At 73.9% G+C, this 26,001-nt stretch carries 24 protein-coding genes; 13 read left to right on the forward strand and 11 right to left on the reverse strand.

The features are described from left to right. Positions 1 to 120: 120 nt before the first annotated feature. Positions 121 to 1,452: an FAD-dependent oxidoreductase gene (locus ACGF13_RS06285; protein WP_392869463.1), complete on the forward strand. Its 1,332-nt coding sequence runs from the start codon at positions 121 to 123 to the stop codon at positions 1,450 to 1,452. Positions 1,453 to 1,675: 223 nt separating this feature from the next. Here the strand turns inward: ACGF13_RS06285 and ACGF13_RS06290 are convergent, their stop codons facing one another. Beyond that, a complete protein-coding gene (locus ACGF13_RS06290) occupies positions 1,676 to 3,526 on the reverse strand; it encodes a regulator (protein ID WP_392869465.1) in 1,851 nt (616 codons plus the stop codon). Between the two features lie 368 nt (positions 3,527 to 3,894). On the opposite strand from ACGF13_RS06290, the gene ACGF13_RS06295 reads away from it, so the two are divergent. The 7 genes from ACGF13_RS06295 (at position 3,895) to ACGF13_RS06325 (ending at position 11,493) form a co-directional block, all read left to right on the forward strand. Then, positions 3,895 to 4,656, forward strand: coding sequence for a 3-hydroxybutyrate dehydrogenase (locus ACGF13_RS06295; protein WP_392869466.1), 762 nt, complete (start codon positions 3,895 to 3,897; stop codon positions 4,654 to 4,656). 150 nt (positions 4,657 to 4,806) lie between these two features. Then, positions 4,807 to 6,216, forward strand: a complete 1,410-nt coding sequence (locus ACGF13_RS06300) for an MFS transporter (RefSeq protein ID WP_392869468.1) — start codon at positions 4,807 to 4,809, stop codon at positions 6,214 to 6,216. Positions 6,217 to 6,283: 67 nt separating this feature from the next. Next, complete coding sequence (locus tag ACGF13_RS06305; protein ID WP_392869470.1) at positions 6,284 to 8,191, forward strand: helix-turn-helix domain-containing protein; 1,908 nt, start codon at positions 6,284 to 6,286, stop codon at positions 8,189 to 8,191. 189 nt (positions 8,192 to 8,380) lie between these two features. After that, positions 8,381 to 9,151 (forward strand): lipoyl(octanoyl) transferase LipB, encoded by a 771-nt coding sequence (gene lipB / locus ACGF13_RS06310; protein ID WP_392870078.1) that lies wholly within the window; start codon positions 8,381 to 8,383, stop codon positions 9,149 to 9,151. Between the two features lie 163 nt (positions 9,152 to 9,314). After that, a complete protein-coding gene (gene lipA / locus ACGF13_RS06315) occupies positions 9,315 to 10,268 on the forward strand; it encodes a lipoyl synthase (protein WP_360349931.1) in 954 nt (317 codons plus the stop codon). A gap of 208 nt (positions 10,269 to 10,476) precedes the next feature. After that, positions 10,477 to 10,665 (forward strand): hypothetical protein, encoded by a 189-nt coding sequence (locus tag ACGF13_RS06320; protein WP_392869472.1) that lies wholly within the window; start codon positions 10,477 to 10,479, stop codon positions 10,663 to 10,665. 129 nt (positions 10,666 to 10,794) lie between these two features. After that, positions 10,795 to 11,493: a DUF4191 domain-containing protein gene (locus tag ACGF13_RS06325; RefSeq protein ID WP_392870081.1), complete on the forward strand. Its 699-nt coding sequence runs from the start codon at positions 10,795 to 10,797 to the stop codon at positions 11,491 to 11,493. A gap of 82 nt (positions 11,494 to 11,575) precedes the next feature. On the opposite strand, the gene ACGF13_RS06330 is transcribed toward ACGF13_RS06325, so the two are convergent. Beyond that, positions 11,576 to 12,043 (reverse strand): RDD family protein, encoded by a 468-nt coding sequence (locus ACGF13_RS06330; RefSeq protein ID WP_392869474.1) that lies wholly within the window; start codon positions 12,041 to 12,043, stop codon positions 11,576 to 11,578. Positions 12,044 to 12,328: 285 nt separating this feature from the next. Between ACGF13_RS06330 and glnA the strand changes: the two genes are divergently transcribed. Next, the gene (glnA, locus tag ACGF13_RS06335) at positions 12,329 to 13,741 is read left to right on the forward strand and encodes a type I glutamate--ammonia ligase (protein ID WP_392869476.1); all 1,413 of its coding nucleotides are present in this window, start codon (positions 12,329 to 12,331) and stop codon (positions 13,739 to 13,741) included. Positions 13,742 to 13,837: 96 nt separating this feature from the next. Here the strand turns inward: glnA and ACGF13_RS06340 are convergent, their stop codons facing one another. The 4 genes from ACGF13_RS06340 to ACGF13_RS06355 form a co-directional block, all read right to left on the reverse strand. After that, the gene (locus ACGF13_RS06340) at positions 13,838 to 14,431 is read right to left on the reverse strand and encodes a phosphatase PAP2 family protein (RefSeq protein ID WP_392869478.1); all 594 of its coding nucleotides are present in this window, start codon (positions 14,429 to 14,431) and stop codon (positions 13,838 to 13,840) included. Further along, positions 14,424 to 15,728: a diacylglycerol/lipid kinase family protein gene (locus tag ACGF13_RS06345; protein ID WP_392869480.1), complete on the reverse strand. Its 1,305-nt coding sequence runs from the start codon at positions 15,726 to 15,728 to the stop codon at positions 14,424 to 14,426. The genes ACGF13_RS06340 and ACGF13_RS06345 overlap by 8 nt, the downstream gene beginning before the upstream one ends. Positions 15,729 to 15,954: 226 nt before the next feature. Then, the gene (locus ACGF13_RS06350; protein WP_392869482.1) at positions 15,955 to 17,052 is read right to left on the reverse strand and encodes a PP2C family protein-serine/threonine phosphatase; all 1,098 of its coding nucleotides are present in this window, start codon (positions 17,050 to 17,052) and stop codon (positions 15,955 to 15,957) included. Positions 17,053 to 17,251: 199 nt separating this feature from the next. After that, a complete protein-coding gene (locus ACGF13_RS06355; RefSeq protein ID WP_392869484.1) occupies positions 17,252 to 18,469 on the reverse strand; it encodes a cytochrome P450 in 1,218 nt (405 codons plus the stop codon). Between the two features lie 135 nt (positions 18,470 to 18,604). On the opposite strand from ACGF13_RS06355, the gene ACGF13_RS06360 reads away from it, so the two are divergent. Next, entirely contained in the window at positions 18,605 to 18,961 is a 357-nt protein-coding gene (locus ACGF13_RS06360; RefSeq protein ID WP_392869486.1) for an arsenate reductase family protein, read from the forward strand. A 26-nt stretch (positions 18,962 to 18,987) separates the two neighbouring features. On the opposite strand, the gene ACGF13_RS06365 is transcribed toward ACGF13_RS06360, so the two are convergent. Then, on the reverse strand, positions 18,988 to 19,458 hold the full coding sequence (locus ACGF13_RS06365; RefSeq protein ID WP_392869488.1) for a pyridoxamine 5'-phosphate oxidase family protein: 471 nt from the start codon (positions 19,456 to 19,458) through the stop codon (positions 18,988 to 18,990). 134 nt (positions 19,459 to 19,592) lie between these two features. Here ACGF13_RS06365 and ACGF13_RS06370 point away from each other — a divergent pair, with 134 nt between their 5' ends. Beyond that, entirely contained in the window at positions 19,593 to 20,141 is a 549-nt protein-coding gene (locus tag ACGF13_RS06370) for a DUF1697 domain-containing protein (protein WP_392869490.1), read from the forward strand. Positions 20,142 to 20,349: 208 nt separating this feature from the next. Beyond that, complete coding sequence (locus tag ACGF13_RS06375; RefSeq protein ID WP_392869492.1) at positions 20,350 to 20,913, forward strand: FHA domain-containing protein; 564 nt, start codon at positions 20,350 to 20,352, stop codon at positions 20,911 to 20,913. A gap of 69 nt (positions 20,914 to 20,982) precedes the next feature. On the opposite strand, the gene ACGF13_RS06380 is transcribed toward ACGF13_RS06375, so the two are convergent. Further along, complete coding sequence (locus tag ACGF13_RS06380; RefSeq protein WP_392869494.1) at positions 20,983 to 21,945, reverse strand: DUF1152 domain-containing protein; 963 nt, start codon at positions 21,943 to 21,945, stop codon at positions 20,983 to 20,985. Positions 21,946 to 22,016: 71 nt separating this feature from the next. Between ACGF13_RS06380 and ACGF13_RS06385 the strand changes: the two genes are divergently transcribed. Further along, positions 22,017 to 22,610, forward strand: coding sequence for a DUF6891 domain-containing protein (locus tag ACGF13_RS06385; protein ID WP_392869495.1), 594 nt, complete (start codon positions 22,017 to 22,019; stop codon positions 22,608 to 22,610). Between the two features lie 213 nt (positions 22,611 to 22,823). Here ACGF13_RS06385 and ACGF13_RS06390 read toward each other — a convergent pair whose 3' ends face one another. The 3 genes from ACGF13_RS06390 to ACGF13_RS06400 form a co-directional block, all read right to left on the reverse strand. Beyond that, a complete protein-coding gene (locus tag ACGF13_RS06390) occupies positions 22,824 to 23,261 on the reverse strand; it encodes a hypothetical protein (protein WP_392869497.1) in 438 nt (145 codons plus the stop codon). A 238-nt stretch (positions 23,262 to 23,499) separates the two neighbouring features. Next, positions 23,500 to 24,342, reverse strand: coding sequence for a hemerythrin domain-containing protein (locus ACGF13_RS06395; protein ID WP_392869499.1), 843 nt, complete (start codon positions 24,340 to 24,342; stop codon positions 23,500 to 23,502). A gap of 284 nt (positions 24,343 to 24,626) precedes the next feature. Next, the gene (locus tag ACGF13_RS06400; protein WP_392869501.1) at positions 24,627 to 25,682 is read right to left on the reverse strand and encodes an alpha/beta hydrolase; all 1,056 of its coding nucleotides are present in this window, start codon (positions 25,680 to 25,682) and stop codon (positions 24,627 to 24,629) included. Positions 25,683 to 26,001 lie beyond the last annotated feature (319 nt).

The following is a 26,001-nucleotide window of genomic DNA, read 5'->3' on the forward strand; positions in this document are numbered from 1 at the left end:
TCCGGACGGATGCGACTGTCTGACGCTCACACTGACTGGGCATCACCCTCCACGGACCGTGTCCCGGCACCCCGCTGCCTGCGTCGGCCGGAGCCCCGGGACCAGGGAGGGAGCACCCCAGTGCCCACGTACGACTTCACCCGCCGCGCCCGCCGGCCGTCCGACCCGGACGTCGTCGTGGTCGGCGCCGGACTCGCGGGCCTGGCCGCCGCCCGCGCGCTCACCGGCCACGGCCTCACCGTTCAGGTCCTGGAGACCACCGACCGGATCGGCGGCCGGATGGCCACCCGCGAGCAGGACGGCTTCCGGCTCGACGACGGCAGTCACCTGCTGAACACCGCCTTCCCGGAACTGCGCCGCACGCTCGACCTCGACCACCTCGACCTGCGCCCGCTCGCGCCCGGCGTACTGGTGCACAGCGCCGGACGCCGGTACCGCGCCGGGGATACCCAGCTCACCGTCGCCCGCCAGGCCGCCGCCCGGGCCCCGCTCGGCAGCCCGCTGGACAAGGCCCGGCTGGCCGGCCGGCTCGGCCGGCTGGCCGCCACCCCGGTCGGCCGCCTCCAGGCCCGGCCGGAGACCACCGCCGCCCGCGCACTGGCCGGCCACGGCCTCGCCCAGCGCACCGTGGACGGCTTCCTGCGCCCGCTGCTCAGCGCCCTGCTCTCCGATCCGGCCCTCGGCACCAGCAGCCGGGTCGCCGACCTGGTGCTGCGCTCGTACGCGCGCGGGCGCCTGTGTCTGCCCGCCGACGGGATCGCGGCGGTACCGGCCCAGCTGGCCGCCGCCCTGCCCGCCGGCACCGTACGCACCGGGGTGCGGGTCACCTCGGTCGCCGCGGACGGCGTGGAGACCGTCGCGCACGGGCGGATCGGCGCCCAGGCCGTCGTCGTCGCCACCGACGCCCGCTCCGCCGCCGAGCTGCTGCCCGGCCTACGGCTGCCGGTCTTCCACCCCGTCACCACCTTCTTCCACGCGGCCGACGCCGCCCCGCTGGGCGAGGCCGTCCTACTGCTCGACGGCGACCGGCCGAACGGGCAGCCGCCACTGGTCTCGCACTCGCTGGTGCTCAGCGAGCTGCACCCGTCCTACGCCCCGGCCGGTCAGGCGCTGATCGCCACCACCGTGCTCGGGCGGCGCGCCTTCGACGTGGGCGGCCCGGCCGGGCTGGAGCCGGCCGTCCGGGCCCGGCTGGCCGAGCTGTACGGCGGCTCGACGTCGGGCTGGCAGTTCCTCGGCGTGCGGCACGTCCCGGACGCGCTGCCCGCGATGCCGCCGCCGCACAACCCCCGCCGCCCGGTGCGGCTGCTGGCCGGGCTGTACGTCGCCGGGGACCACCGGGACACCAGCACCGTGCAGGGCGCGCTGGTCTCCGGGCGGCGGGCGGCGCAGGCGGTGCTGAGCGACCTCGGTGTCCCGGCCGAGGCCCCGGCGGCGGAGGCGGCGGCCTGACGGGCGGGGCACCTGTCGGCCCCGCCGCCCCGCCCGCGCACTTCGCGGCGCCGGGACACAGCAGCGGTCTGCCGGGGTGACAGACCGACGGCGTGCCCGGCGTCCTGGCCCGCACGGAGACCGGGCCCGGCCTCCGTGCGCCGGGTGCGTGGGGCCCGTCCCCACGCACCCGGCCCGCCGGTGGGCGACCGGCTCCCGCCGACCGGTCGGATCACTCCGCCGGTCAGATCACCCCCGCCTGCCGGGCCGTCTCCTCGAAGGCGCGGGCCACCGGGCTGCCGCGGTACGGGGTGAGGCGGCGGTGGAAGTCCCGGACGTACTCCAGCGAGCGGGCCGAGCGCATCTCCCCCGCCGCCCGCAGCGCGTCGGTGGCCATGGTGCAGGCCTCGTCGAGGTCCCCCATGCCGAGCCGGGCGGTGGCCAGCACCAGGCGGCAGAAGATCCGGCTGCGGGCGTAGGCGGGCGAGCGCAGCCGCAGCGACTTCTCGGCGTGCTGCGCGGCCGTCCGCCACTGCTGGAGGTCGCGGTAGCAGTGGGCGAACTCGTCGGAGAGCTGGGCTTCGTCGAAGTACCGCGCCCAGGAGGGCAGTTCGTCGCCGGTCCGGGCCGCGGCCAGCGAGCGCTCGGCGCGCACCAGGGCGGTGGTGCAGGACCTGACGTCGCCCAGCAGGCCGTGTCCGCGCGCCTCGGCGGCGTGCATCAGCGACTGGACCACCGGCGGCACGGCGGTGCCCACGCCCTGCTGGGCGACCCGGGCGAGCTGGACGGCCTCCCGGCCGTGGCCCAGGTGGACGGCCTGCTGGCTCATCGTCACCAGCACGTACCCGCCGAGCGCGCGGTCCCCGGCGGCCTGGGAGAGCCGCAGCGCCTGGACGAAGTAGCGCTGGGCGAGGCCGTGCGCGGCGATGTCGAAGGACGTCCAGCCGGCCAGCCTGGTGAGGTCGGCGACCGCGCCGAACAGGGCCCGGCCGATCTGCTCGCCGTAGCGGCCGCGCAGCATCGGCTCGGCCTCGCTCTCCAGGTAGCGGACCAGCGCCTGGCGGGCGTGGCCGCCGCCGTAGGCGTGGTCGAGCGCGCGGAAGAGGTCGCCGACGGCCCGGATGGCGGCGATGTCGCCGCGGCCGACCCGCAGGGTGGGGCGGGACTCGCGGGCCGGGTCGGTGTACGGCGGCTCGACGGCGACCGGCGGCCGGCGGCTCTGGATCGGCACCCGGCCGATGGTCGGGGCGGTGCCGGTGGTCCCGGCCGTGCTGCGGGCCGTGGGGGCGCCGGGCGCCGGGCCGCGCGCCGGGCTCCCGGGGGACGCGCCGGGCGCGCCCGGCGCCGGGGCGCCGGTGATGGCCGCGGAGGTGGCACTGCCGGCGGGCGGGCCGGCGGCGTCCGGCCGGGCCAGCGTGGAGCCGTCCCGGGCGACCCGCTCGTCGGTGCGGCCGATCAGCCAGTCCCGGCTGGGGACGACCAGGCCGGCCGGGGTGAAGGCGATCCGGCGCAGCTCGGACTGCGGGCCGTTGTCCTTGCGCCACATGCTCGCCACGATGTCCACCGCCTCCTGCGGTGTCTCGGCGAACTCCAGGCCCGCGTAGACCGGGGCGCAGGCGTCCAGGCCGAGGTCCTGGGCGGTGAGCCGGCGGCCGAGCCGGCGGGTGAAGACCTCGGCGATCAGCGCCGGGGTGGCCCCGCGCGGCTGCTGGCCGCGCAGCCAGCGGGTGACCGAGGTCTTGTCGTAACGCAGGTCGAGGCCGTGCTCCAGGCCGAGCTGGTCGACCCGGCGGGCGAGGCCGGCGTGCGAGAAGCCGGCCTCCTCGATCAGCGCCGCGAGCTGGCCGTTCTGCGGCGCCGGGCCGGAGTGGCCGGGGCCGCGGGCCGGGGCGGGCGCGACCGGGTTCTCGTGCCGGTCGGGTGTGGCCTGCACCGGCAGCCGAAGGTCGTCGGCGTCCGGGGCGTCGGCGGGCAGCGTCTCGGCGGTCAGGGCGTCGGGGGCGTCCGGAAGGGTCCGGCCGACCGGCCCTCGGCGCTGGCCGAGCGGGTCGAGCGGTCCGTACGCCGGGCTGTCGGTTGCAGGCCGTTGGGGCATGTCTGTCAACACCTCTCGGACGTCGCACCGGGCTTCACCAGCACTTCGGCGGCCTGGGGCGGCGCCCCCTGTCGGGAATCGGCGTGAATGTAGCGAGCATTCGGGCGCTATGGGTGGATCTGACCGAGCAATCCACCGAACGGGTGAAGCAAGCGCGCCCATTGTGGGGAAGCGGGCTCGGGATGGGTTTGGTCGTCCGGGGTCGAACCTTCGGCCGTTCCGGGGGCTTTCCCGAGGGCTTCCGCGGGGGTCGATCCGCCGTTCGGACCTCGCTCCGGTGTCATGGCGGACGGCACCACAGCCCAGCGGTGTGCTGTGGAGGTCTGCCACATGGGAGCGGGGCCGTCGGATTCCTACCGTTCTCGGCCATGGACACCTCTACTGCCCGCCCGCTCGCCGGCCGCACGGCCATGGTCACCGGGGCCGCCTCGGGCATCGGCCGGGCCTGCGCCGAGGCCTTCGCCGGGGCCGGAGCCCGGGTCTACGTCGTCGACCTCGCGGCCGGCCCGGCCGAGGAACTCGCCGAGCGGATCGGCGGCCGCGCGATCGTCGCCGACCTCGCCGACCCCGGAGCCGTGGACGCCCTGCCGGACGACGCCGACATCGTCGTCAACAACGCCGGTCTCCAGCACGTCGCGCCCGTGCACGAGTTCCCGCCGGACCGCTTCACGCTCATCCAGCGCGTCATGGTCGAGGCCCCGTTCCGCATCCTGCGCCGCACCCTGCCGCACATGTACGAGCAGGGGTGGGGCCGGGTCGTCAACGTCTCCTCCGTCCACGGCCTGCGCGCCAGCGCCTTCAAGTCCGCGTACGTCACCGCCAAGCACGCCCTGGAGGGCCTGAGCAAGACCGTCGCCCTGGAGGGCGCGCCGCACGGCGTCACCAGCAACTGCATCAACCCGGGCTACGTCCGAACCCCGCTGGTGGAGAAGCAGATCGCCGCCCAGGCGCTCGCCCACGGCATCCCCGAGGACGAGGTGGTCGAGCGGATCATGCTCGACCGCACCGCCGTGAAGCGCCTCATCGAACCCGAGGAGGTCGCCCAGCTCGCCCTCTGGCTCTGCTCCTCCTCCGCCTCCTACATCACCGGCGCCAGCCTCCCCGTCGACGGCGGCTGGACGGCGCACTGAGTGGGGACGCTCCGCGCCCCTACCGCCCGCTCATAGGGTAGAGCGGCACATTCGACCCCGGGACTGTGTGGACCACCCACATAGTCCCGGGGTCGGGCGCTTCCTACCTTGTGGCGACATCGACTCCCCCTGGTTCTGGAAGTGGTGGCCATGAACACCTCCGCGCGAGGTACGGCGGCGAGCAGCTCACTCCCGAAAGTGGTGGCTGCGAGCCTGATCGGCACGACGATCGAGTGGTACGACTACTTCCTGTACGGAACGGCGGCGGCGCTGGTGTTCGGGAAGCTGTTCTTCCCGCACAGCGATCCGCTGACCGGGACGCTGCTGTCCTTCCTGACCTATGCGATCGGGTTCGCGGCGCGGCCGATCGGGGCGCTGGTGTTCGGTCACTTCGGGGACCGGGTGGGGCGCAAGAAGCTGCTCGTGGTGAGCCTGCTGCTGATGGGCGGGTCGACCACGGCGATCGGGCTGCTGCCGACCTACGACTCGATCGGGGTCGCTGCGCCGGTGCTGCTGACGGCACTGCGGCTGGTGCAGGGCTTCGCGCTCGGCGGTGAGTGGGGCGGTGCCGTGCTGCTGGTGTCGGAGCACGGGGACCAGCGGCGGCGGGGGTTCTGGGCGTCCTGGCCGCAGGGCGGGGCGCCGGCCGGGAACCTGCTGGCGGCCGGGGTGCTGTCGCTGATGACGGCGGTGCAGTCGGACGCGGCGTTCCTCGCGTGGGGCTGGCGGGTGCCGTTCCTGCTGTCGGCGGTGCTGGTCGCGGTCGGGATGTGGATCCGGCTCGCGGTGGACGAGTCGCCGCTGTTCAAGCAGGCGCTGGCGGCCCGGCAGCAGCGGCAGGCGGAGCGGCGGACGGCCGAACGGCTGCCGCTGGTGGAGGTGTTGCGCAACCACTGGCGGGAGGTGCTGGTGGCCATGGGCGCGCGGATGGCGGAGAACATCTCCTACTACGTGATGACGACCTTCGTGCTGACCTACGCCGTCACCCACGCCCATTTCTCCAAGCAGACCGCGCTGAACGCCGTCCTGATCGCCTCCGCGATCCAGTTCGCGCTGATCCCGCTGTTCGGCGCGCTGTCCGACCGGATCGGGCGCAAGCCGGTCTACCTGGTGGGCGCGGTCGGGGTGGGCGCCTGGGCCTTCGTCTTCTTCGGCATGGTCGACACCAGGTCCTTCGGCTCGCTGGTCACCGCCGTCACCGTCGGCCTGGTCTTCCACAGCGCCATGTACGCGCCCCAGGCCGCCTTCTTCTCCGAGCTGTTCGCGACCCGGATGCGGTACTCGGGCGCCTCGATCGGGGCCCAGTTCTCCTCGGTGGCGGCCGGCGCCCCCGCGCCGCTGATCGCCACCGCGTTGCTCAAGGACTACGGCAGCTCCACCCCCATCGCCGTCTACGTCGCCATCGCGGCGGCGATCACCGTCCTGGCGGTGCTCTGCGGCCGGGAGACCCGGGGCCAGGACCTCACGGAGGTCGACGGGGAGGCCGCGGACGGCGCTCAGGCCGGGCCGGAGGGCCGGGAGGCCGGTGCCGGCGACCACGGGAAGCCCGCCGTCGCCTGAGGACCGAGCCGATACGATCGCGCTTTCTCGGAACCGACGGAACCGACGCCGATTGGCAGCACGCACCATGAACCACCCTCACGAAAGCGCCGCGCCCGCGCTGCGGCGGCTGCTCGACCTGCTCGCCTCCGGCGCCGCCACCGAGGACTTCGCCGACGTGCTGGCCGACGCCCGCCGCCGCGGGGCGCCGGCCGCCGTCCTCGCCGAGATCGACGACGCCACCTGGCAGGCCCTGCGGGTCCACCGCACCCTGCGTCAACACCGGCGCCGCGAAGCCGAGTTGACCGCCCTCTTCGACACCGCAGGAGACCTCGCCGCCTCCCGGGACCTGGACTCGGTGCTCCAGGCGATCGTCCGCCGGGCCCGGATGCTGCTCGGCACCGACACCGCCTACCTGACCCTGCCGGACGAGGCCGCGGGCGACACCTACATGCGGGTCACCGACGGCTCGGTCTCCGTCCTGTTCCAGACCCTGCGGCTCAGCCTCGGCGACGGCCTGGGCGGGCTGGTCGCGCAGACCGCCCGCCCGTACGCCACCCCCGACTACCGCAACGACGAGCGCTTCCACCACACCGGCACGATCGACGCGGGCGTGCTGGACGAGGGACTGGTGGCGATCATCGGGGTGCCGCTGCTGATCGGCGGGCAGGTCATCGGCGTCCTGTTCGCCGCCGACCGCACGCCGCGCGCCTTCTCCCCCGACGAGGTCGCGCTGCTCTGCTCGCTGGCCGCGCACGCCGCGATCGCCCTGGACACCGCCAAGTCGCTGGCCGACACCCGTGCCGCGCTCGCCGAGCTGAACGCCGCCAACGAGCTGGTCCGGGCCCACTCCGCCGCCGTGCAGCGCGCCGAGCAGGCACACGACCGGCTCACCGACCTGGTGCTGCGCGGCGCCGAGGTGCCGGACGTCGCCGCCGCCGTCGCCGCCCTGCTGGGCGGGGAGATAGCGGTCCTGGACGCCGAGGGCGAGCCGCTGGCCGGACGCTCCGCACCCGCCGCCGAACTGGCGGAGGCGGTCGCCGCCTCCCGCGCCGAGGGCCGGTCCGTACGGCACGGCGAGCAGTGGGTCTGCGCGGTGCTGGCCGGGCACGACGCGCTCGGCACCATGGTGCTGCGCGGCCGGCCCGACCTCGACGACGCCGACCGGCGACTGTTCGAGCGGGCCAGCGTGGTCACCGCGCTGCTCCTGCTGCTGCGCCGCTCGGTCGCCGAGACCGAGAACCGGATCCGCGGCGAACTGCTCACCGACCTGCTGACCGCCCCCGAGCGCGACCCGGCCGGGCTCACCGCGCGCGGCCGCCGGCTCGGCGTCGACCTCGCCCGGCCGCACCTGGTGCTGGTGGCGGAACCGGCCGACGGGAAGGGCGACGACCGGGGACGGCTGGCCGGCGCGGCCCGGCGCTACCTGTTCGGCTCCCGCGGCGTCAGCGCCGAGCACGCCGAGACGGTGGTGCTGCTGGTGCCCGTCGAGACCGGCGGCACCGACCCCGAGGAGACCGCCCGGCAGGCCGCCGAGCGGCTGGCCCGGCTGGCCGGGTTCCCGGTCACCGTCGGCGCGGGCCGCCCGGCCGCCGGGCCGTCCGCGGTGGCCGCCTCGTACGGCGAGGGCCTGCGCTGCCTGCGGGCGCTGCGGGTGCTCGGCCGCGCCGGGGAGGGCGCCTCCGCCCGGGCGCTCGGCTTCCTCGGCGTGCTGCTCGGCGACGGCCACGACGTGGACGGCTTCGTCGGCGCGACGCTCGGCCCGCTGCTCGCGTACGACGCCCGGCGCGGCACCGAGCTGGTCCGCACCCTGCGCGCCTACTTCGACTGCGGCGGCAGCCTGACCAGGGCCAAGGACGAGCTGCACGTCCACGTGAACACGGTGGTCCAGCGGCTGGACCGGGTCGAGGCGCTGCTCGGGCGGGACTGGAACCAGCCGGAGCGGTCGCTGGAGCTGCAGCTCGCGCTGCGGTTGCAGCTGCTCGCGGCGAGTTGAGCGAGCGGGCGGACTGCTCGCGGCGAGTCGAGCGAGCGGGGAGGGAGCGCGGCGAGGGAGCGGGTACGGGGTGGCGGCGGCTCGCGGGCGGCTGAGGGGTCCTCGCGGGCGGGGCGTACAGTGGCGAGGTTGGTCTCGAACGCCTGGCAAGGAGCGGTAGCGGTGAGCGAGAACGTGCGTTTTGTTCACATGGGCATCGGCGAGCGGACCGTGCCCTACCAGGAGGCCTGGGAGGAGCAGCAGCGGCTGCACGCCCTGCGGGTCGCCGACGAGATCCCCGACACCGTCCTGCTCCTGGAGCACCAGTCGGTGTACACCATGGGCAAGCGCACCAACCCCGCCGACCTGCCGCTGGACGGCACCCCGGTGGTCGAGGTCAACCGGGGCGGGGAGATCACCTGGCACGGCCCCGGCCAGCTGGTCGGCTACCCGATCGTCAAGCTGCCCGACCCGATCGACGTCATCGCCTACGTCCGCCGGCTGGAGGAGGCGCTGATCCGCACCGCCGGGGAGTTCGGCATCGACTCCACCCGGGTCGAGGGCCGCAGCGGGGTCTGGGTGCTGGGCGACTCCATCCCGGACGCCGTGGTGGACCCGGCGCAGGTGGTGGACATCGGCAAGCTGACCCTGCGGATGGGCCTGCCGCTGGGCATCGACCCGCGGCTGGCGGGCCCCGAGTACGCGCCCTCCAACGCCGGCCAGCGCGGTGACGACCGCAAGCTCGCCGCGATCGGCGTGCGGGTCGCCCGCGGGGTGACGATGCACGGCTTCGCGCTCAACTGCGACCCGGACATGACCTGGTTCGACAAGATCGTGCCGTGCGGCATCCGGGACGCGGGCGTGGCCTCGCTCAGCGACGAGCTGAAGCGCGGGCTGAGCGCCGCCGAGGCGGCGCCGGCCGTCGAACGGCACCTGGCGGCCGTCCTCGCCGAGCTGCCGGAACCGGCGCTCGGCCGCTGAACCCTCCGCCCCGCCGGGGATCCGGCGAGATTCCCGGCGGGGCGCCGGGAATCTACCGGCCGGTAGCCATGTTGCCCTGCGATTGCAGGGCGGCAGGCCCGGCGAAGGCCGTACAACCACAGGCGTACCCTGGGGGTACCCCGTCTAGTTCTAGGAGTCGCACGTGTCCGCTGTCGCGCCCGACGGCAGGAAGCTTCTCCGCCTGGAGGTCCGCAACAGCGAGACCCCCATCGAGCGGAAGCCCGAGTGGATCAAGACCCGCGCGAAGATGGGCCCGGAGTACAACGCCCTCCAGTCGCTGGTGAAGAAGGAGGGGCTGCACACGGTCTGCCAGGAGGCCGGCTGCCCCAACATCTTCGAGTGCTGGGAGGACCGCGAGGCGACCTTCCTCATCGGCGGTGACCAGTGCACCCGCCGCTGCGACTTCTGCCAGATCGACACCGGCAAGCCCGCCGAGTTCGACCGCGACGAGCCGCGCCGGGTCGCCGAGTCCATCGTCACCATGGACCTCAACTACGCCACCATCACCGGCGTCGCCCGCGACGACCTGGAGGACGGCGGCGCCTGGCTGTACGCCGAGACCGTGCGCCAGGTGCACGCGATGACCGCCGGCCGCGAGGCCGGCCGCACCGGCGTCGAGCTGCTCATCCCCGACTTCAACGCGGTGCCCGAGCAGCTGGCCGAGGTCTTCTCCTCCCGCCCCGAGGTGCTCGCGCACAACGTCGAGACGGTGCCGCGGATCTTCAAGCGGATCCGCCCGGCGTTCCGCTACGAGCGCTCGCTGGACGTCATCACCCAGGCCCGCGCGGCCGGGCTGGTCACCAAGTCCAACCTGATCCTGGGCATGGGCGAGACCCGCGAGGAGGTCAGCCAGGCGCTGGCCGACCTGGTCGGCGCCGGCTGCGAGCTGATCACCATCACCCAGTACCTGCGCCCCTCGCTGCGCCACCACCCGGTCGAGCGCTGGGTGAAGCCGCAGGAGTTCGTCGAGCTCCAGGAGGAGGCCGAGGAGCTGGGCTTCGCGGGCGTCATGTCGGGCCCGCTGGTGCGGTCCTCGTACCGGGCCGGCCGGCTGTACCGGCAGGCGCTGGAGCGGCGCGAGCAGGCCGCGGTCTGACCACGCGCTGACGCCGGTCAACCGCGCGCTGACGCCGGCCTCGCGGTCCACCGACCGGTTCGAGCCATGGGAAGGGCGGAGCTTCGGCTCCGCCCTTTCGCCTTCACCACGCTTTGACGGCCTGGTCACGGGCTGGTAACACGGAGTGGGGACGCTGGACGCCTGATGGGCGTTCGATTCTTCTCAGCCACGGGAGGAGCTGTTCGGCATGCGGATGCGGATCCGGTCGGTGGGGGTGGCGCTGCGGTTCGCCGAAAGCGTCCTGCTGGCCCCCGGCCAGCGGCACGCGCGCCGCAACGCGTGGGCGGCGGTGTGCGAGGACCGCCGGCACGCGGCGGACCGCCGGCACGACCACGCGGCGGCGGAGACGGTGCCGACACGACCCGTTCGGCGGTAACGCTCCGGCACCGCCGGGACCGCCATCCCCACCCCGGCGTCGCTCTGCGCGACGGCGTGTGGGCGCGCGGGTCACGGTTGGGGCGAACGGGTACCCGGGCTTGGATATCCCGTACCCGTGCCACGTACCATGAGCGTTATGGCGAGGGAAACATCCGAGAACCCCGGGCGACTGAAGCAGATCCGCCTGGCGTACACCATGACCAAGAAGGTCGACACCAAGATCGGCCTGATCATCGCCGGCATCGGCCTGCTGACCTTCGGCGTGTTCCTCGCCATCGGCTTCGCGATCGAGCATCCCGTCTACCTGGGCGTCCTGGGCTTCATCGTGGCCGTGCTGGCCATGGCGATCGTCTTCGGGCGCCGGGCCGAGCGCGCCGCGTTCGGTCAGATGGAGGGGCAGCCGGGCGCCGTCGCCGCGGTGCTGAACAACATCCGGCGCGGCTGGAGCTCCAACACCACCCCGGTCGCGGTCACCCGTAACCAGGACGCGGTCTACCGCGCCGTGGGCCGGGCCGGCATCGCGCTGATCGGCGAGGGCAACCCGAACCGGGTCCGCCAGCTGCTGGCCTCCGAGAAGAAGAAGATGGCCCGCATCGTCGGCGACGTGCCGGTGCACGACATCGTGGTGGGCAACGGCGAGGGCGAGATCCCGCTGAAGAAGCTCCAGATCCACCTGATGCGCCTGCCCCGCGCGATCACCGCCGCCCAGGTCACCGAGACCAACGACCGCCTGCGCGCGCTGGGCGACCTGCTCTCCAAGGCGCCGATCCCCAAGGGCCCGATGCCGAAGGGCGCCCGGATGCCCAAGGGCGGCCAGGCCCGCTGACCCTCCCCCTCCCCTGACGACACGAGAACGGCCCCGCCGCGGAAGCTCCGCGGCGGGGCCGTTTCGACGTTCGTACAGCGGGCTAGACCCGGACCTCGACGGTGCCGACCGCCTTGTCGTGCAGGCCGCGGGTGTCGCGGTCCCAGACCAGCGGCGGCACCACCAGGCAGAGCAGCAGGGTGCGCAGCAGGACCTGCGGGATGGTCGCGCGGCGGCCGTCCAGGCGGACCACCCGGAGGCCGAACAGCCGCTTGCCGACCGTCGTGCCGGTGGTGGACAGCAGCAGGGACACGACCAGGAAGTACAGCGGGCTGGTCCACAGGTTGGCCTCGGCCTGGTCACCGCGGGCGAGCAGCCCGTACGCGATCAGGGAGACCAGCCAGCCGTCCACGAACAGGGCCCCGATCCGGCGGCCGGGGCCGGCGATCGAGCCGGAGCCCTCCTTGGGCAGCCCGAGGCGTTCGCCGCGGTAGCCGAAGTCGGCGCCCATCTTCTCGGCGGCCGCCCGGGGGCCGTCGATCCACGATCCCAACGCTTCTCTGGTGTCCACGAATCCACACTAACCGGGCTGACGGCCCGCTCCGCCACCGGCTCCCCTCCCCGCCGGGCATCACCCCCGACCGGGTGAATCGTCGTTCCGGGGCTTTCCCGGCAGTTTTCGAATGGTCCAGACCACTTGCGGAAGGGTGCCCAGCTGGGCGGGGTGATTTGTACCGTCCCGTACGCCTTTGCCATGCGCCCGGCGACCGTGGTTAACATCTAGGAAACGAGCGGGTCACCGAGTGGAAACGGCCCATTCCTATGGTGAGCCCAATTCGCACGCCGAGGAGGATGGATGTTCAACAACGCCGCCGAAGTGAAGCAGTTCATCCAGGACAACGACGTGAAGTTCGTCGACGTCCGCTTCTGTGACCTGCCGGGCGTCTTGCAGCACTTCTCCGTACCTGCGGCGACCTTCGACCCGTCCGAGATCCTGATGTTCGACGGCTCGTCGATCCGCGGTTTCCAGGCCATCCACGAGTCCGACATGGCCCTGGTCCCGGACCTCGCCACGGCCCGCCTCGACCCCTTCCGGGCCGAGAAGCACCTCAACATCAACTTCTTCATCCAGGACCCGGTCACCGGCGAGGCGTACAGCCGCGACCCGCGCAACGTCGCCAGGAAGGCCGAGGCCTACCTCGCCTCCTCCGGCATCGCCGACACCGCCTACTTCGGGCCCGAGGCCGAGTTCTACGTCTTCGACTCGGTCCGCTTCGAGACCAGCGCCAACGCGTCCTTCTACCACATCGACTCGGAGGCCGGCGCCTGGAACAGCGGCGCCGCCGAGGGCGACGTGCGCGGCTACAAGGTCAAGTACAAGGGCGGGTACTTCCCCGTCCCGCCGGTCGACCACTTCGCCGACCTGCGCGCCGAGATGTCGCTGGAACTCGCCAAGGCCGGGCTGGAGGTCGAGCGCCAGCACCACGAGGTCGGCACCGCCGGCCAGGCCGAGATCAACTACAAGTTCAACACCCTGCTGCACGCCGCCGACGACCTGATGCTGTTCAAGTACATCATCAAGAACGTCGCCTGGCGCAACGGCAAGACCGCCACCTTCATGCCGAAGCCGATCTTCGGCGACAACGGCTCGGGCATGCACGTCCACCAGTCCCTGTGGGCCGAGGGCACCCCGCTCTTCTACGACGAGCAGGGCTACGCCGGGCTCTCCGACACCGCCCGCTACTACATCGGCGGCCTGCTGCGGCACGCCCCCTCGCTGCTGGCCTTCACCAACCCCTCGGTGAACTCCTACCACCGCCTGGTGCCGGGCTTCGAGGCGCCGGTCAACCTGGTCTACTCCCAGCGCAACCGCTCCGCCGCGATCCGCATCCCGATCACCGGCTCCAACGCCAAGGCCAAGCGCATCGAGTTCCGCGCCCCCGACCCGGCCTCCAACCCCTACCTGGCCTTCGCCGCCATGCTGATGGCCGGCCTCGACGGCATCCGCAACAAGATCGAGCCCCTGGAGCCGGTCGACAAGGACCTCTACGAGCTGGCCCCCGAGGAGCACGCCAACGTCCCCCAGGTGCCCTCCTCCCTCCCCGCCGTCCTGGAGGCCCTCGAAGCCGACCACGAGTACCTCCTCGCCGGCAACGTCTTCACCCCGGACCTCATCGAGACCTGGATCGACTACAAGCGCACCAACGAGATCGCCCCGATCGCCCTCCGCCCCCACCCGCACGAGTTCGAGCTCTACTACGACCTGTAGAGGGCCGTCCGGCCCGCGGGAGCGGACAGGGACCGGTGCCGTTCGGCGCCGGTCCCTTTCGGGTTTTGTGGGGTCGGGTTCGTGGGGGCGGCCCGGTCACTTCGGGGGGCGCGGCGGCGCGGCGCGGACGACGGCGAGGGACGCCACGGCGGCCGCGAAGCCGAGGAGGGCGCCGGCCGCGACGTCGCCCGGATAGTGCACGCCGGTGTGGACCCGGGAGTAGCCGACCGCGGCCGCCACCGCGCCGAGCGGGACCGCCATCGGCGGCAGCAGCACGCCGACCGCGGTGGCGAAGGCCGTCGCCGAGGCCATGTGACCGGACGGGAAGGAGGCCGACTCGGGCATCGGCACCTGCCGGCCGACCACCACCCGGGCCTGCTCCCGGTCGGGCCGGGGGCGGCGGACCAACTGCTTGCCGACCAGGTTCGCCGTCACCGAGGCCAGCGCCACCGCGCCGACCCCGGCCACCGCCGCCTGCCGGGGGCGGCCGGGGACAAGGGCGAGGAGCGCGGCGACGGCCAGCGAGATCTTCGAGTGGTCGGCGGCCCGGGAGAGGCGGCGCAGCGCGGAGTCCAGGGCCGGGGTGGGGGTGCCGGCGACGGCCGCGTAGACGGCTCCGTCGAGCGTCCGCAGGTCGGTGAGCACGGCCTGCGGGGCGGGCGGAACCGCGTGGTGCTTCGGATCAGTCACGGGTCGGCCCCTCGGTGGTCGGCCCCTCGGTGGTCGGGCCGGAGTGGCGGTGGGCGCCGGGGAGGCCGCGGCCGAGCGCGAGGTCGGCCAGCCGGTGCCAGTTCACGGGCGGCGCGGAGGCGGGGACGCCCGGGCGGTCGCGCGGCACCAGGACCCGCAGCACCCGCGGGCGCAGGGTGCACACGACCGGTACGGGCATCCGCAGCGCCTCGCCGTCGACCGCCACCGGGATCTCGCCCCCGTCCGCGGTCACCTCGACCCGCCGGGCGGTCAGCGCTCTCAGCCCGGTGGAGCGGCTGCCGCGCACGACCACGTCCGCGGCCTCGGTCACGCCCTCCACCCGGATGCCGAGCACGCCGAGTTCGCCGCCGTCGAGCCGGGGGCGGCGGTCGCCGATGCCGAGGCCCTCGGTCGAGCCGTACGGGTTGTTGCTGACCAGCAGCGCCTGCTCGCCGGTGAGCACGGTGGCGTCGGCCCGGACGTCGATGCGCGGCACGCCCTCGCCGACCAGCAGCTGGGGCAGCAGCGCCAGCACCGTTCCGACCTTGTCCTCCCGGTACTCGGGGCGCTGCACGATGTCGGCGTACACGCCGAAGGAGACGGTGTTGACGAAGGCCCGGCCCGAGACCTCGCCGAGGTCGACCCGCAGTTCCTCGCCGTCGGTCAGCGCGTCCAGGGCGCGGGACGGGTCCGTCCGGTCGAGGCCGAGGTCCAGGGCGAAGTGGTTGCGGGTGCCGGCGGGGAGCACCAGGAACGGCAGGCCGTGCTCGGCGGCGACGGCCGCGACCGGCGCCAGGCTGCCGTCGCCGCCCGCCACGCCGAGCAGGTCCGCGCCCTCGGCCACGGCCGTACGGGCGAGCGCGACGGGATCGGTGGGGGCGGTGCGGTCGAACAGGACCACCCGGGCGCCGAGTTCCTCCGCCCGCTCGACCAGTCCGAAGCGGCCGACCTTCCCGCCGCCGGACTTCGGGTTCATGATCAGGACCGGCCGCTGCGGACGGGGCGCGGCAACCGCCTGCATCGGCGGTTCCGGAGTGGCCCTGCGCAGTGCCGCGCGGGCGAGTACCAGCGCGGCTCCCCAGCACAGGACGAGGACCAGGGCGGTCAGCCACAGCCGGTGGTGGGCGAAGAGCACCAGCACCGCGACCGGCGCCGCGATCGCGACGAGCAGCCCGAACACCCGGACCGCGCCCCGGTAGGCCAGGAACCACCAGATGCCGGCGGCCCAGACGACCAGTCCGAGCAGCCCCGCGGCGACCACCAGCAGTCCGCCCTCCCCCAGCGCGAACAGCAGCATCCCGATTGCCCCCGCCGCCGCCAGCAGGGCGCCGCGCGCCAGCAGCCGCGCGCCGGCTCCCCCGCCGGTGTCCGCCGTCCGTGTCCCGTCGATCTCGTCCTCCCGTGCCGTGCCCTCGGGGCCCGGCCGGGCCCGGTGGTTGCCAGCAGCCTGCGCACTCCCGCGCCCGGGGGCATCCCGGCGGACCCGTCCGGGTGACGGGGGGAGGAACGGGGAGAGGCCTCGCCTACGGGGCGTCCGGGGTGAGGGCGAGGACGGCGAGGTCGTCGGCGAGGAGGCCGGCGTAGCGGTGGACGTCCTGGGCCAGGAAGGAGACCACCCGGTCGGGGGCGGTGCTGCCGAGGGCGGCGAGGCGGGGGGCCAGCGGGTAGAAGGCGCCCGTGGTGTCGCGGGCCTCGCTGACGCCGTCGGTGTAGAGCAGGACGGTGTGGCCCGGGGGCAGCGCGACGGCGATCGCCTTGCTGCGCTCGTCGGCGGGGCCGAGGTGGCCGAGGCCGAGCGGAAGCTCGTCGGCGCAGGACACCGGGGATATGCCGCCTCCGCCGAGAAGCAGCGGCCTGGTGTGGCCGCGGTTGACGATCTCCACGCAGTCCGAGCCGGGCCGGTACTGGAGCAGGACGGCGGTGACGAACAGCTCGTCGTCGCCGCGGTCGGCGGCGTCGCGCAGCACCGCGCGGTCCAGCTGGTCGGCCAGTTCGACCAGCCCGGGGGTGTCGTACGCGGCCGCCCGGAAGGCGCCGAGGACGTCGGCGACGGTGCGGACGGCGCCCAGGCCCTTGCCGCGGACGTCGCCGAGCAGCACCCGCGCGCCGAAGCGGGTGTCGCACACCTCGTACAGGTCGCCGCCGACCAGCACGTCGGCCTGGGCCGGGCGGTAGAGGCCGGACAGCCGCAGCCCGCCGGTCCGCTCGGGCACCGGGCGCAGCACGGTGCGCTGCAGGGTCTCGGCGACCGTGCGGGCCTGGATCAGGTTGCGGTTCTGCCGGGTGCGCTGCCAGGACAGCGCGGTGCCCATGACGCCGGAGACCAGGGTGGTGATGTAGACCCAGACGTGGTGCTGCTCGGAGATGTGGTCCATGCGCAGCGCCAGGAGGAGCTGGAGGGCCAGCGAGCCGACCGTGGTGACGGCGGTCAGCACCGGTCCGTAGCTGAACGCGGCCACCACGGGCAGCGCGGTCAGCAGGAAGCCGGCGGCGACGGCCTGCGGGACGACGGCCTCGGCGATCAGGTCCAGCACCAGCAGGATCGCCGGCAGCCAGGGCACCCACCGCGGCACCTCGGGCTGCGGCGCCGCGGGGCGCGGCGGGCGGGGTGCTGTGGGCACGGTGGGGACCTCCTGGCGGGTGGCCGTTCCGGGTGATCGGTCCGGATTGGCCGCTTTCATCCCCCATGATCTCCCATGAACGGCCCCGCCACGAACGGCCGAACGTCCCGGCCACCGGGGCCGGAGGAGCTCGTTCCGGTCCCGGCGGCCGCTGGTCGACGCACCCTCAGCGCACCCTCAGCGGACGGTCACCGGACGGTCACCGGACGGTCACCGGCAGGGTCTCGAAGCCGCGCAGCACCAAGCGGTCGCGCCGGGTGGGGACGCCGCCGGGGGCGAGCCGGGGGAAGCGGTCGAGCAGCGCGGGCACCGCGACCTCGGCCTCCAGCCGGGCCAGCTGGGAGCCCAGGCAGAAGTGGGCGCCGCCGCCGAAGCTGAGCGGCTGGCTGTCGGTGCGGGTCGGGTCGAAGACCTCGGAGCGCTCGTACCGGGCCGGGTCGCGGTTGGCCGAGCCGACCAGCAGGGTCACCCCGTGGCCGGGCGGGATCGGCACGCCCTCGATGACCAGGTCCTCCCCCAGCGCGACCCGGCCGCTGACCTGGACCGGCGAGTCGAAGCGCAACACCTCGTCGGTGAACCCGGCCGGGGTGATCGCGCCGCTGCGCAGCCCGGCGACCGCCTCGGGGTGGTGGAACAGCAGGTTCAGGCCGTTGCCGAGCAGGTTGGTGGTGGTCTCGAAGCCGGCCACCAGCAGCAGGACCAGGTTGGCCAGCAGCTCCTCGGCGGAGAGCCGCTCGTCGTCGGCGGCGGCGATCCGGGCCAGGTCGGTGACCAGGTCGTCCTGCGGACGGGCCAGGCGCTCGACGGCCAGCTCGGTGAAGTAGCGGGTCAGCTCCTCGGCGGCGCTGTCGGCGTCGGTCAGTTCGTCCAGGTCCTGGACGAACTCCAGGGCGACGGTCAGGTCGGAGGCGAGGCCGCGGAAGCGGTAGCGGTCCTGCTCGGGCACGCCGAGCAGCTCGCAGATCACCCCGACCGGCAGCCGGAAGGCGAAGGCGTCCATGAAGTCCACCGGCGAGCCGTCGGCGCCCTGCTCGGCCATCTCGTCCAGCAGCCGGTCGACCGCCGCCACCACGGCCGGGCGCAGTGCGGCGACCCTGCGGGCGGTGAACACGGAGGCGATCAGCGAGCGGACCCGGGGCTGGTCGGGGGCGTTGCGCTGGAGGATCGAGCGGCCGAACAGGTCGAGCGAGGAGTGCTCGGTGTAGCCGGGGGTCAGGTCGGCCAGCAGCTCGGCGGTCGCGACGCCGAAGGCGGGCATGCGCAGGATCTTGTTGGCCGCGGCGTAGCCGCTCACCATGAACATGCCGTCCCCGATCGGGGCCACTGGCCCCAGCTCGCGGGCCTTGGCGTACAGCGGGTACGGGTCGCTCCTGCCCTCCGTGGTCATCAACTGCTCGATGATCGCCGCGCCGCCCATCCGGTGCTCCCCTCCGCGAGGTCATGCTTCCTGCATGGTCAACCGCCGGTGGGCGCAGTGGAGTTCCCGTACGGGACGGGCCGGGCGCGCGCGGCGGGACGGGCCGGGCGCGCGCGGCTCGGTAGGGTGGCCGGCATGGAGATCTGGATCAACCCCCGGTGCGGCAAGTGCCGGACCGCGCTCGGCGAGCTGGACGGCGCCGGGGTCGAGTACACCGTGCGGCGCTACCTGGAGGACCCGCCCACCGCGGCCGAGCTGGTGCGGGTGCTGGAGCGCCTGGGCCTGGAGCCGTGGGACATCACCCGCACCGACGAGCAGGCCGCCAAGGACCTGGGGATGAAGGACTGGCCCCGGGAGGCGGGTGAGCGGGACCGCTGGATCGCGGCGATGGCCGAGCACCCGATCCTGATCCAGCGCCCGATCATCACCGCGGACGACGGTCACGCCGTCGTGGCCCGCACCCCCGAGGCCCTCAAGTCTGTCCTGCCGTAGGGCGGTTGCCGGCGGACCGGCGCCGGTCAGTGGCGCTGGATCCGCTCCACCGGCCGGCCCGGGTGCCAGTTGTGGACGAGCAGGTGGTCGCCCTCCACGGTGGTGTGCACCACCTGGTCGAGCTCCAGCCGGAACGCGTGGAACGGGGTGGGCGGCGGCTCGGGCAGATCGGCGGCGAAGGCGGCGAGTTCGGTCTCGTCGGCGACCTCCACCGCCCGGCCGGACACCTTGGAGTCCCCGCCGGCCATGGTCTCGTCCCCCGGGTGCGCGTGCAGTGCGAAACGGGCGTCGCGCTGGAGGTCACGCGCCTTGACCGCGCCGTACATCGACCCGATCCACAGGTCGGCGCCGACGAAGTCGACCTCCGTTCCGCTCACCCGGGGCGATCCGTCCTTGCGCAGTGTCGCCAGGACGTGGTGCTTGTTCGCCTCGAACCGGGCCCGGACCAGCGGCGCCAGATCGGGGGCCTCGTGCTCGAAATCCTGCCAGGTAGCCATGGCGCCAGTCTGGCACCCGGCACCGACGGCCGCCGTCCGCGGACCGCCCGGACGGGCGCGCGGGGGAGAGCGGGCAGGAGCGGACGGACCGGGGGCGCCGGACCGTTGTCGGTGGCCGGTGCCAGACTGGCGGGGTGACCACCACGACCACGTACATCGCCTTCCTGCGCGCCATCAACGTCGCCGGCCGGACGGTGCGGATGGAGCGGCTGCGGGGGCTCTTCGCCGAGCTCGGGCTGGGCGGCGTCCGCTCCTACATCCAGAGCGGCAACGTCTTCTTCACCACCGACGAGCAGGACCGCGCGGCGCTGACCGGACGGATCGAGGAGCGCCTGGAGGAGGCGCTCGGGTACCCGGTGCCGGTGCTGCTGCGGACGGTGGACGAGGTGGCCGGCCTGCTCGCCGCCGAGCCGTTCCGGGGCGTCGAGGTGACGCCGGACGTCCGGCTGGTCGTCGCCTTCCTCTCCGAGCCGCTGCCGGCCGACCTCGCCCTCCCCCACCGCTCGCCGAAGGGCGACGTCGAGGTGCTCGGCGCCGATCCGGGGGCCGCGTACGTCGTGATCCACCTCCAGGACGGCAAGTGGGTCACCAAGGACATGTTCGGCAAGGCCTACCGGGGCGCGGTCACCTCCCGGTTCCTGCACACCACCGAGAAAATCCTGGCCGCCGCCCGCAAGGGCTGACGACCCGTACGGCCGCCCCGAACCGGCCGGCACGGCACGGCACCGGGGAACGGGTCGTACGGCACCCGGGAGCGGGGCCGGCCGCACGCCCCGAGCGCGCGGAACCGCCCGACGGGAAAGGGCGTCTGGACTGCCGTGACGTACGAACCCCGCGCCCGGGCACGGCGCGATCTGGACAGCCGGAGTCGGCCGCGCCGAGAATTCGGCCATGACGCCTCCTGAACTCCCCACCGGCGCGGGCGGGCCGACCGGCGCGGTCCGCCCCTCCGACGCCGAGCGGGAGCAGGCACTCGGGGTGCTGCGGGACGGCGCGGGCAGCGGGCGGCTCTCGCACGACACCTTCCTCGGCCGGATGGACATCGTCCTGCAGGCCACCAGCCGCGGCGAGTTGGACGCGGCGGTGGCCGGGCTGCCGACCGGCGGACCGGTCGAGCGCTTCGTGCTGCGCACGGTCGGGCGGGTGTCCGCCTTCGGCGACCGGATGGGCCGGGCCTGGCGCACCGAGCGGCTGCCCGGGCTGAGCCTGCCCCAGGCCGGGGCCGGGCAGTTGACGATCGGCCGGCTCCCGGGTTCGGGGCTGCGGCTGCACGACGCCTCGGTGTCCCGGAACCACGCGAAGCTGCGGCACGAGCAGGGCGGCTGGGTGCTGTACGACCTCGGCTCGACCAACGGCACCCACGTGAACGGGCGCCGGATAGCGGGCGGCGTACGGGTCCACCCGGGCGACCAGGTGCGGTTCGGGAACCTGGAGTTCCGGCTCGTCGCGTTCTGACCGACCCACCGACCCGCGCTCCCCCACCCGCCGACCCGTGCTCCGGACCGGCCCCGCCGCCGCCCCGCGTCAGTGCGGGAACTGCCGGGGCGGCCGCTGCCGGGGCAGCTCGTCCTGGAACTCCGCGATGACGGTGGCGATCTGACGGGTCACCACGGTGCGTTCCAGCCGGTCCAGGTACCGGTGCTCGGCGACCAGCGCCTCGACCGTGACGCCGAAGTAGAGCGTCATCAGCGGATTGACGAAGAGCTGCTCGCCCTTGGTCCGGTCGGTGAAGCGGACGTCGCCGAACTCGCCGCGCAGCGCGGCCGCCACCGAGCCGTTGACGATGCTGGGATGCTCCGGGAAGGCGGCCCGGGCGTGCTCGACGGCGTCCAGGTAGAGCACCCCCTCCCGGCTGTCGCGCGGGATGGAGAAGGCGCCGAGGTAGCCGCCGGCCCGGTCGATCGCGGCGAGGTTCTCCAGCACCAGGGAGTGGTTGACGCCGTGGTGGGCGTCGACGCCGAAGCCGAGGCAGGCGACCAGCCGCTCGGGCACCTCGGTCAGGCCGGCCACGGCGCCCAGACTCGCCATGTCCTCCTCCGGGGTGCCGAGTCCGACCTCGTCGCCGCGCATCAGGATGTCGGTGCCGCCGTCCACCAGCAGGATCGCGTCCACGCCGAGGCGGCCGACCAGCGCACGGTAGGCCTCGCGCAGCGGCTGCACGCCCACCGTCGGGAAGGCCCACACGGTGTCGGGCATCCCGTGCCGGTTCAGCCAGCGGGCGAGGGTGCGCTCCGGGAAGTAGCCCTCGGGGGCGGCGGTGTCCGGTCCGATCCGGGCCACGTCGGGCTCCGCCCAGACGTCGAGGGGCAGGCCGTAGAGGTGGGTGAAGGAGAGGTTGGCCAGGTGCACCTCCTTGCCGGCGGCCCGCAGGGCGAGGGCGATCGGCAGCCCGGCGTACACGTCGAAGCCTCCGCCGGCTCCGGCGACCAGGACGCGCTCGGCGGCCAGCAGCCGGGTGATCAGCGGCGGTTGCAGCAGAGAAGTCACCGGGCGGACGGTAGCAGGGCGACCGCGCCGGCCGCCCTCGGATTGTCAGTGGCGGGTGCGAGGATGCGGACATGACCGAGGAGACGGTTCTCACCCCCGACGTGCTGCGCGACGCCCAGGAGCGGGCCCGCGAGTTGATCCGGTGCGGCTTCCAGGAGCCGGACGAGATAGCCGAGTCCCTGGTCGACTTCCTCGACGACCAGGGGCTGACGCAGGAGGAGGCGGAGCGGATCGTCGCTCCGCTGTGGACCGAGCGGCTGGCCGAGCAGGCGGCCTGGCCGGAGACCACCGAGGTGGACCGACTGGCGGACGCCTTCGACGCGCTGGAGGACCAGGGCATCGTCGCGGCGATGGACTTCACCTGCTGCGCGGGCTGCGGCTACGCGGAGATCGGCGGCGAGGCCGCGGCGGACTCGGTCGGCTTCGTCTTCTTCCACCAGCAGGACACCGAGGCGGCGGCCGCCGGGCGGGGGCTGATGCTGCGTTACGGCGGCTTCCGCCCCGAGGAGGAGAGCACCGCGGCCTCGGAGTGCCGGACGCTGGAGGTCGGGCGGGCGGTGGTCGCCGCGCTGGAGGCGGTCGGGCTTCCGGTGGAGTGGGACGGCTCGCCGCACACGGCGATCCGGGTCGCCCCGCTCGAGTGGCTCAACCGCCTGCCGGATTAGGGCCTGTCTCTTGGATTTTGTCGGATCAGGCCGCGGCGTTGGGGTGCGTGCATCGCAAGGCGGAGGAGGGAGCCACTGCGGAGCATTGGCGACCGACGACAACGCGGCGAGGTGCGTGCCTCGGCGTCGCGGACCCGGCAAGGATCCAAGAGACAGGCCCTGGGCGCCGGGGAGCGCTTTGCCGGTGTCGGGAGCCTGCGGTCGAGGCCGGGGTCAGTCCCGCTCGACGTGCAGCTCGGCGTAGCGGTCGGCCTTGTTCACCTTGCGCAGGGTGATCCTGACGCTGTTGACGGAGGTCTCGGAGTCCATGGCGGCGGTCTTCTTCCGGTCGCCGATGGTCACCTCGGCCGAGTTGTCGGTGATGTGGCCGACGGTCATCTCCATCGGGTTGTCGCCGCCGAAGACCTTGACGGTCTTGGTGCCGTCGGCCTTGTCGGTCTTGATGCCGACGGTGCACTTGTGGTCGTCCAGGCAGAGGGCCACGCCGCCCTCGCAGGCGGTCAGTCCGGCGCCGAGCACCAGGACGGCGACGGCGGCGAGGAACGCGGGGCCGCGCCGGGAGCGGGCACGGGACCGAGTCCCGAAGTGAGCCCGGAAACCTGTCCGGGGGCGGGGGCGGTGCGGGTCGGGCGTGCTGCGCGCTGTGGTCATGCCGTCGACGGTAGGGCGGCGGGCGCGGCCCGCCATCGACCGCCGGCGTGACGCCTTCCCTGGCACGGCCCGGAACGTCCGGGGCGCCTGGACCCCGAGGGCGATGGGTCGAATCCCCTAGGGGGCATGGGGAGTTGAGGTGTCACCCGATTCCCGACGGCTTCTGGCATATGCCGGAGGCCTGTTCCGGAGGCTCATGCCACGCGCGTAGATCAACGGCCCGCGAAAGCTCCCCGGGTCAGTCGGTGACGCTCCCCAGGCCGACACTCCCGACGCTCCCGACACTCCCGACACCACCGACCCCCGCGACGCCGCCGACCGGACCGTCCGCCGGCCCCCACAGCGGCGAGGTGCAGCGCTGGTAGGTCGCGTGCCAGTGCGGCCAGTTGCGGGCCACGTCGTCGTCGCACTCGGCCAGCAGCCGCTCGACCAGCGCGGGCTCCACACCCTCCAGCAACCAGACCAGCGCGTCCGCGACGCCCGGGCCGTCGGCCAGGCGCAGCAGGTCCAGCAACTCGCCCAGCCCGCCGAGCCGGGAGCCCTCGGCGACCACCCGCTCCATCCGGGGCAGCAGCTGCCGCTCCTCGATCCGCAGATGGGTCTCCAGCCGGGCGGCCAGGTCCTCCATCGCGTACGCGACCGGCCAGGCGCTGCCGGTGTCCCGGCTGGCTATCCGCACCAGCGTGGTGACCCGGGTGAAGGAGTGGTCCAGGTTGTGGTGGTCGTCCTCCAGCCAGTTGAGCAGCAGCCGCAGCTCGGGCGCGAAGCGGCGCACGATCGGCCAGAGCCGGGTGTCCTGCTGCTCGTGGTGGCAGGTGAGCATCGCGGTGACGAAGTTCCAGTGCCGCAGCAGCGCCTCGCCCTTGTCGTCCTCGTCGGGCTGGAGCAGTCGCAGCGCGTTGGGCAGCCGGGCGAGGTCCCGGCGCAGTGCGGCGTGCACCAGGCGCAGCCCGGCGAACCGCAGGGTGGCCGGTTCCTCGTCCGCGGCCCGTCCGTACGCGTCCGCACCCAGTGGGACGGCTCCGGACTGGCCCTGCGCGGGCACGGTGGGGACGGGCTGGGGCACCAGGTGGATCGGCATGGCACTCTCTTCACGGCTTGGGGCACGGCGGGTGGTGGCGGCCGGTGGAGGACCGCCCCAGCCAAGGTGCTGGCAGTCGATCAGAAGCGAATCAATGTCCGATTGACGCGCAGGTCACGGGCCTGTGGACGAGCCTCGGCCCCGGACGGAAAACAGCGGGGGACAGCGGGAAACAGTGGGAGACGGAGGGGGAAAACCCCGGAAAGCAGGACCGCCGGCACCGGGAGCGCCGAATGCGCCCCGGCACCGGCGGCGGCAGGTGCGAACGGGTGGGAGCCGGGGCCTCAGTCGGACTCCGGCGGCGCCAGGTGGGCGGTGAGCCAGACCAGGGTGTCCGGGATCATCTTCTTGAAGTCCGAGGTCAGGTGCTTGCCGCCGGGCTGCTCGTAGTACTCGATCTTCACCGGCGCGGCCGCCTTGGCCACCCAGTTCTTGACCACCTTGGTCTCGTACGGGTTGGCGCCGCCCGCGGTGACCAGCATGCTCACCTCGGCCTTGCCCTGGGCGACCAGCACGTCCGGGTTGTTGGCCGCGCGCTCGGCGTCGTGGCCCTTCCACAGCCCCGAGTCCGGGATGAAGTAGCCGTCGATCGGCACCGCGGCCTTGTAGACCTGCGGGTACTGGAGGGCGAGCTTGGCGCTGCAGAAGCCGCCGGTGGAGGCGCCCATCACGCCCCAGCCGTCGCGGCCCTTCACGGTGCGGAAGTTGGCGCGGACGAAGTCCGGGATGTCCTCGGCCATCCAGGTGCCCATCTTGGGCTGGCCCGGTATGTCGGAGCAGTCCAGCGCGTTCTTCTCGTCGCCGTTGAAGTTCTGCACCGGCATGACCATGATGAACGGGTGGGACTTGCCCTCCTTGACCAGGCGCTCGTTCTCCTCCTGGATCGGCAGCTGGTTGTCGGTCCAGGTGTTGTAGCCGTTGCTCTGGCCGCCGGCGAACAGGGTGAGCACGGGGAAGCCGGTCTTGGCGAACTTGGGGTCGTTGTACTCGGGCGGCAGCCAGACCCAGACCTGCCCGGTGACGCCGGACTTCGCGCCGGTCACCTTGGTCATCATGATCGGGCCGGCGGAGGTGTCCCGGACCTTGTTGAGAGCGGCGGCGGGCCCGGTGGGCATCAGCACCTTGCCGGCGGCGGTCGGGGTCGCGCTGCCGGTCGTGGCCGGGCTGGTGCCGGCGGCGCTCGGGCTGCCGGCCGAGCTGCTGCCGGCCGGGGTGGCGTTCGCCGCGGCGCCGCCCCCCTTCCCACCGCCGGAACTCCCGCAGGCCGCGAGCGAGGCGGCCAGGGCGAGCACGGCGGCGCCGGACAGGACGGCGCGGGAACGGGACGACTGCCTAAGCACGGTGAGGACTCTCCGACCGATGTCGCGCCCGGTCCGTCTGGCCGGGCGGCGGCCCCCCGGTGGGGCCGGACAGACCCGGGGGCACAGCGATGGCACGTCCCCCGGAGCGATGGCGCGCCGCCCCTCGCGGGGGTGCGCCTTCCTGCGATCTTATGACGTAGGCCGGGGCGGCCCGGTTGCGAGGTCGCCACCGGAAATCCAATGTTTGTTCGCGATCGGGTAAAGACCGTCACCGGTCCCCCCGACCGGCGGGGGCCGGACGGCGGGGGTGGCCGTCGCACCCGCGCCGGGCCGTCCGGATTTCGGGGGCTTTGCCCGG

It is taken from the genome of Kitasatospora sp. NPDC048286, assembly GCF_043201735.1.
Taxonomy (GTDB): domain Bacteria; phylum Actinomycetota; class Actinomycetes; order Streptomycetales; family Streptomycetaceae; genus Kitasatospora.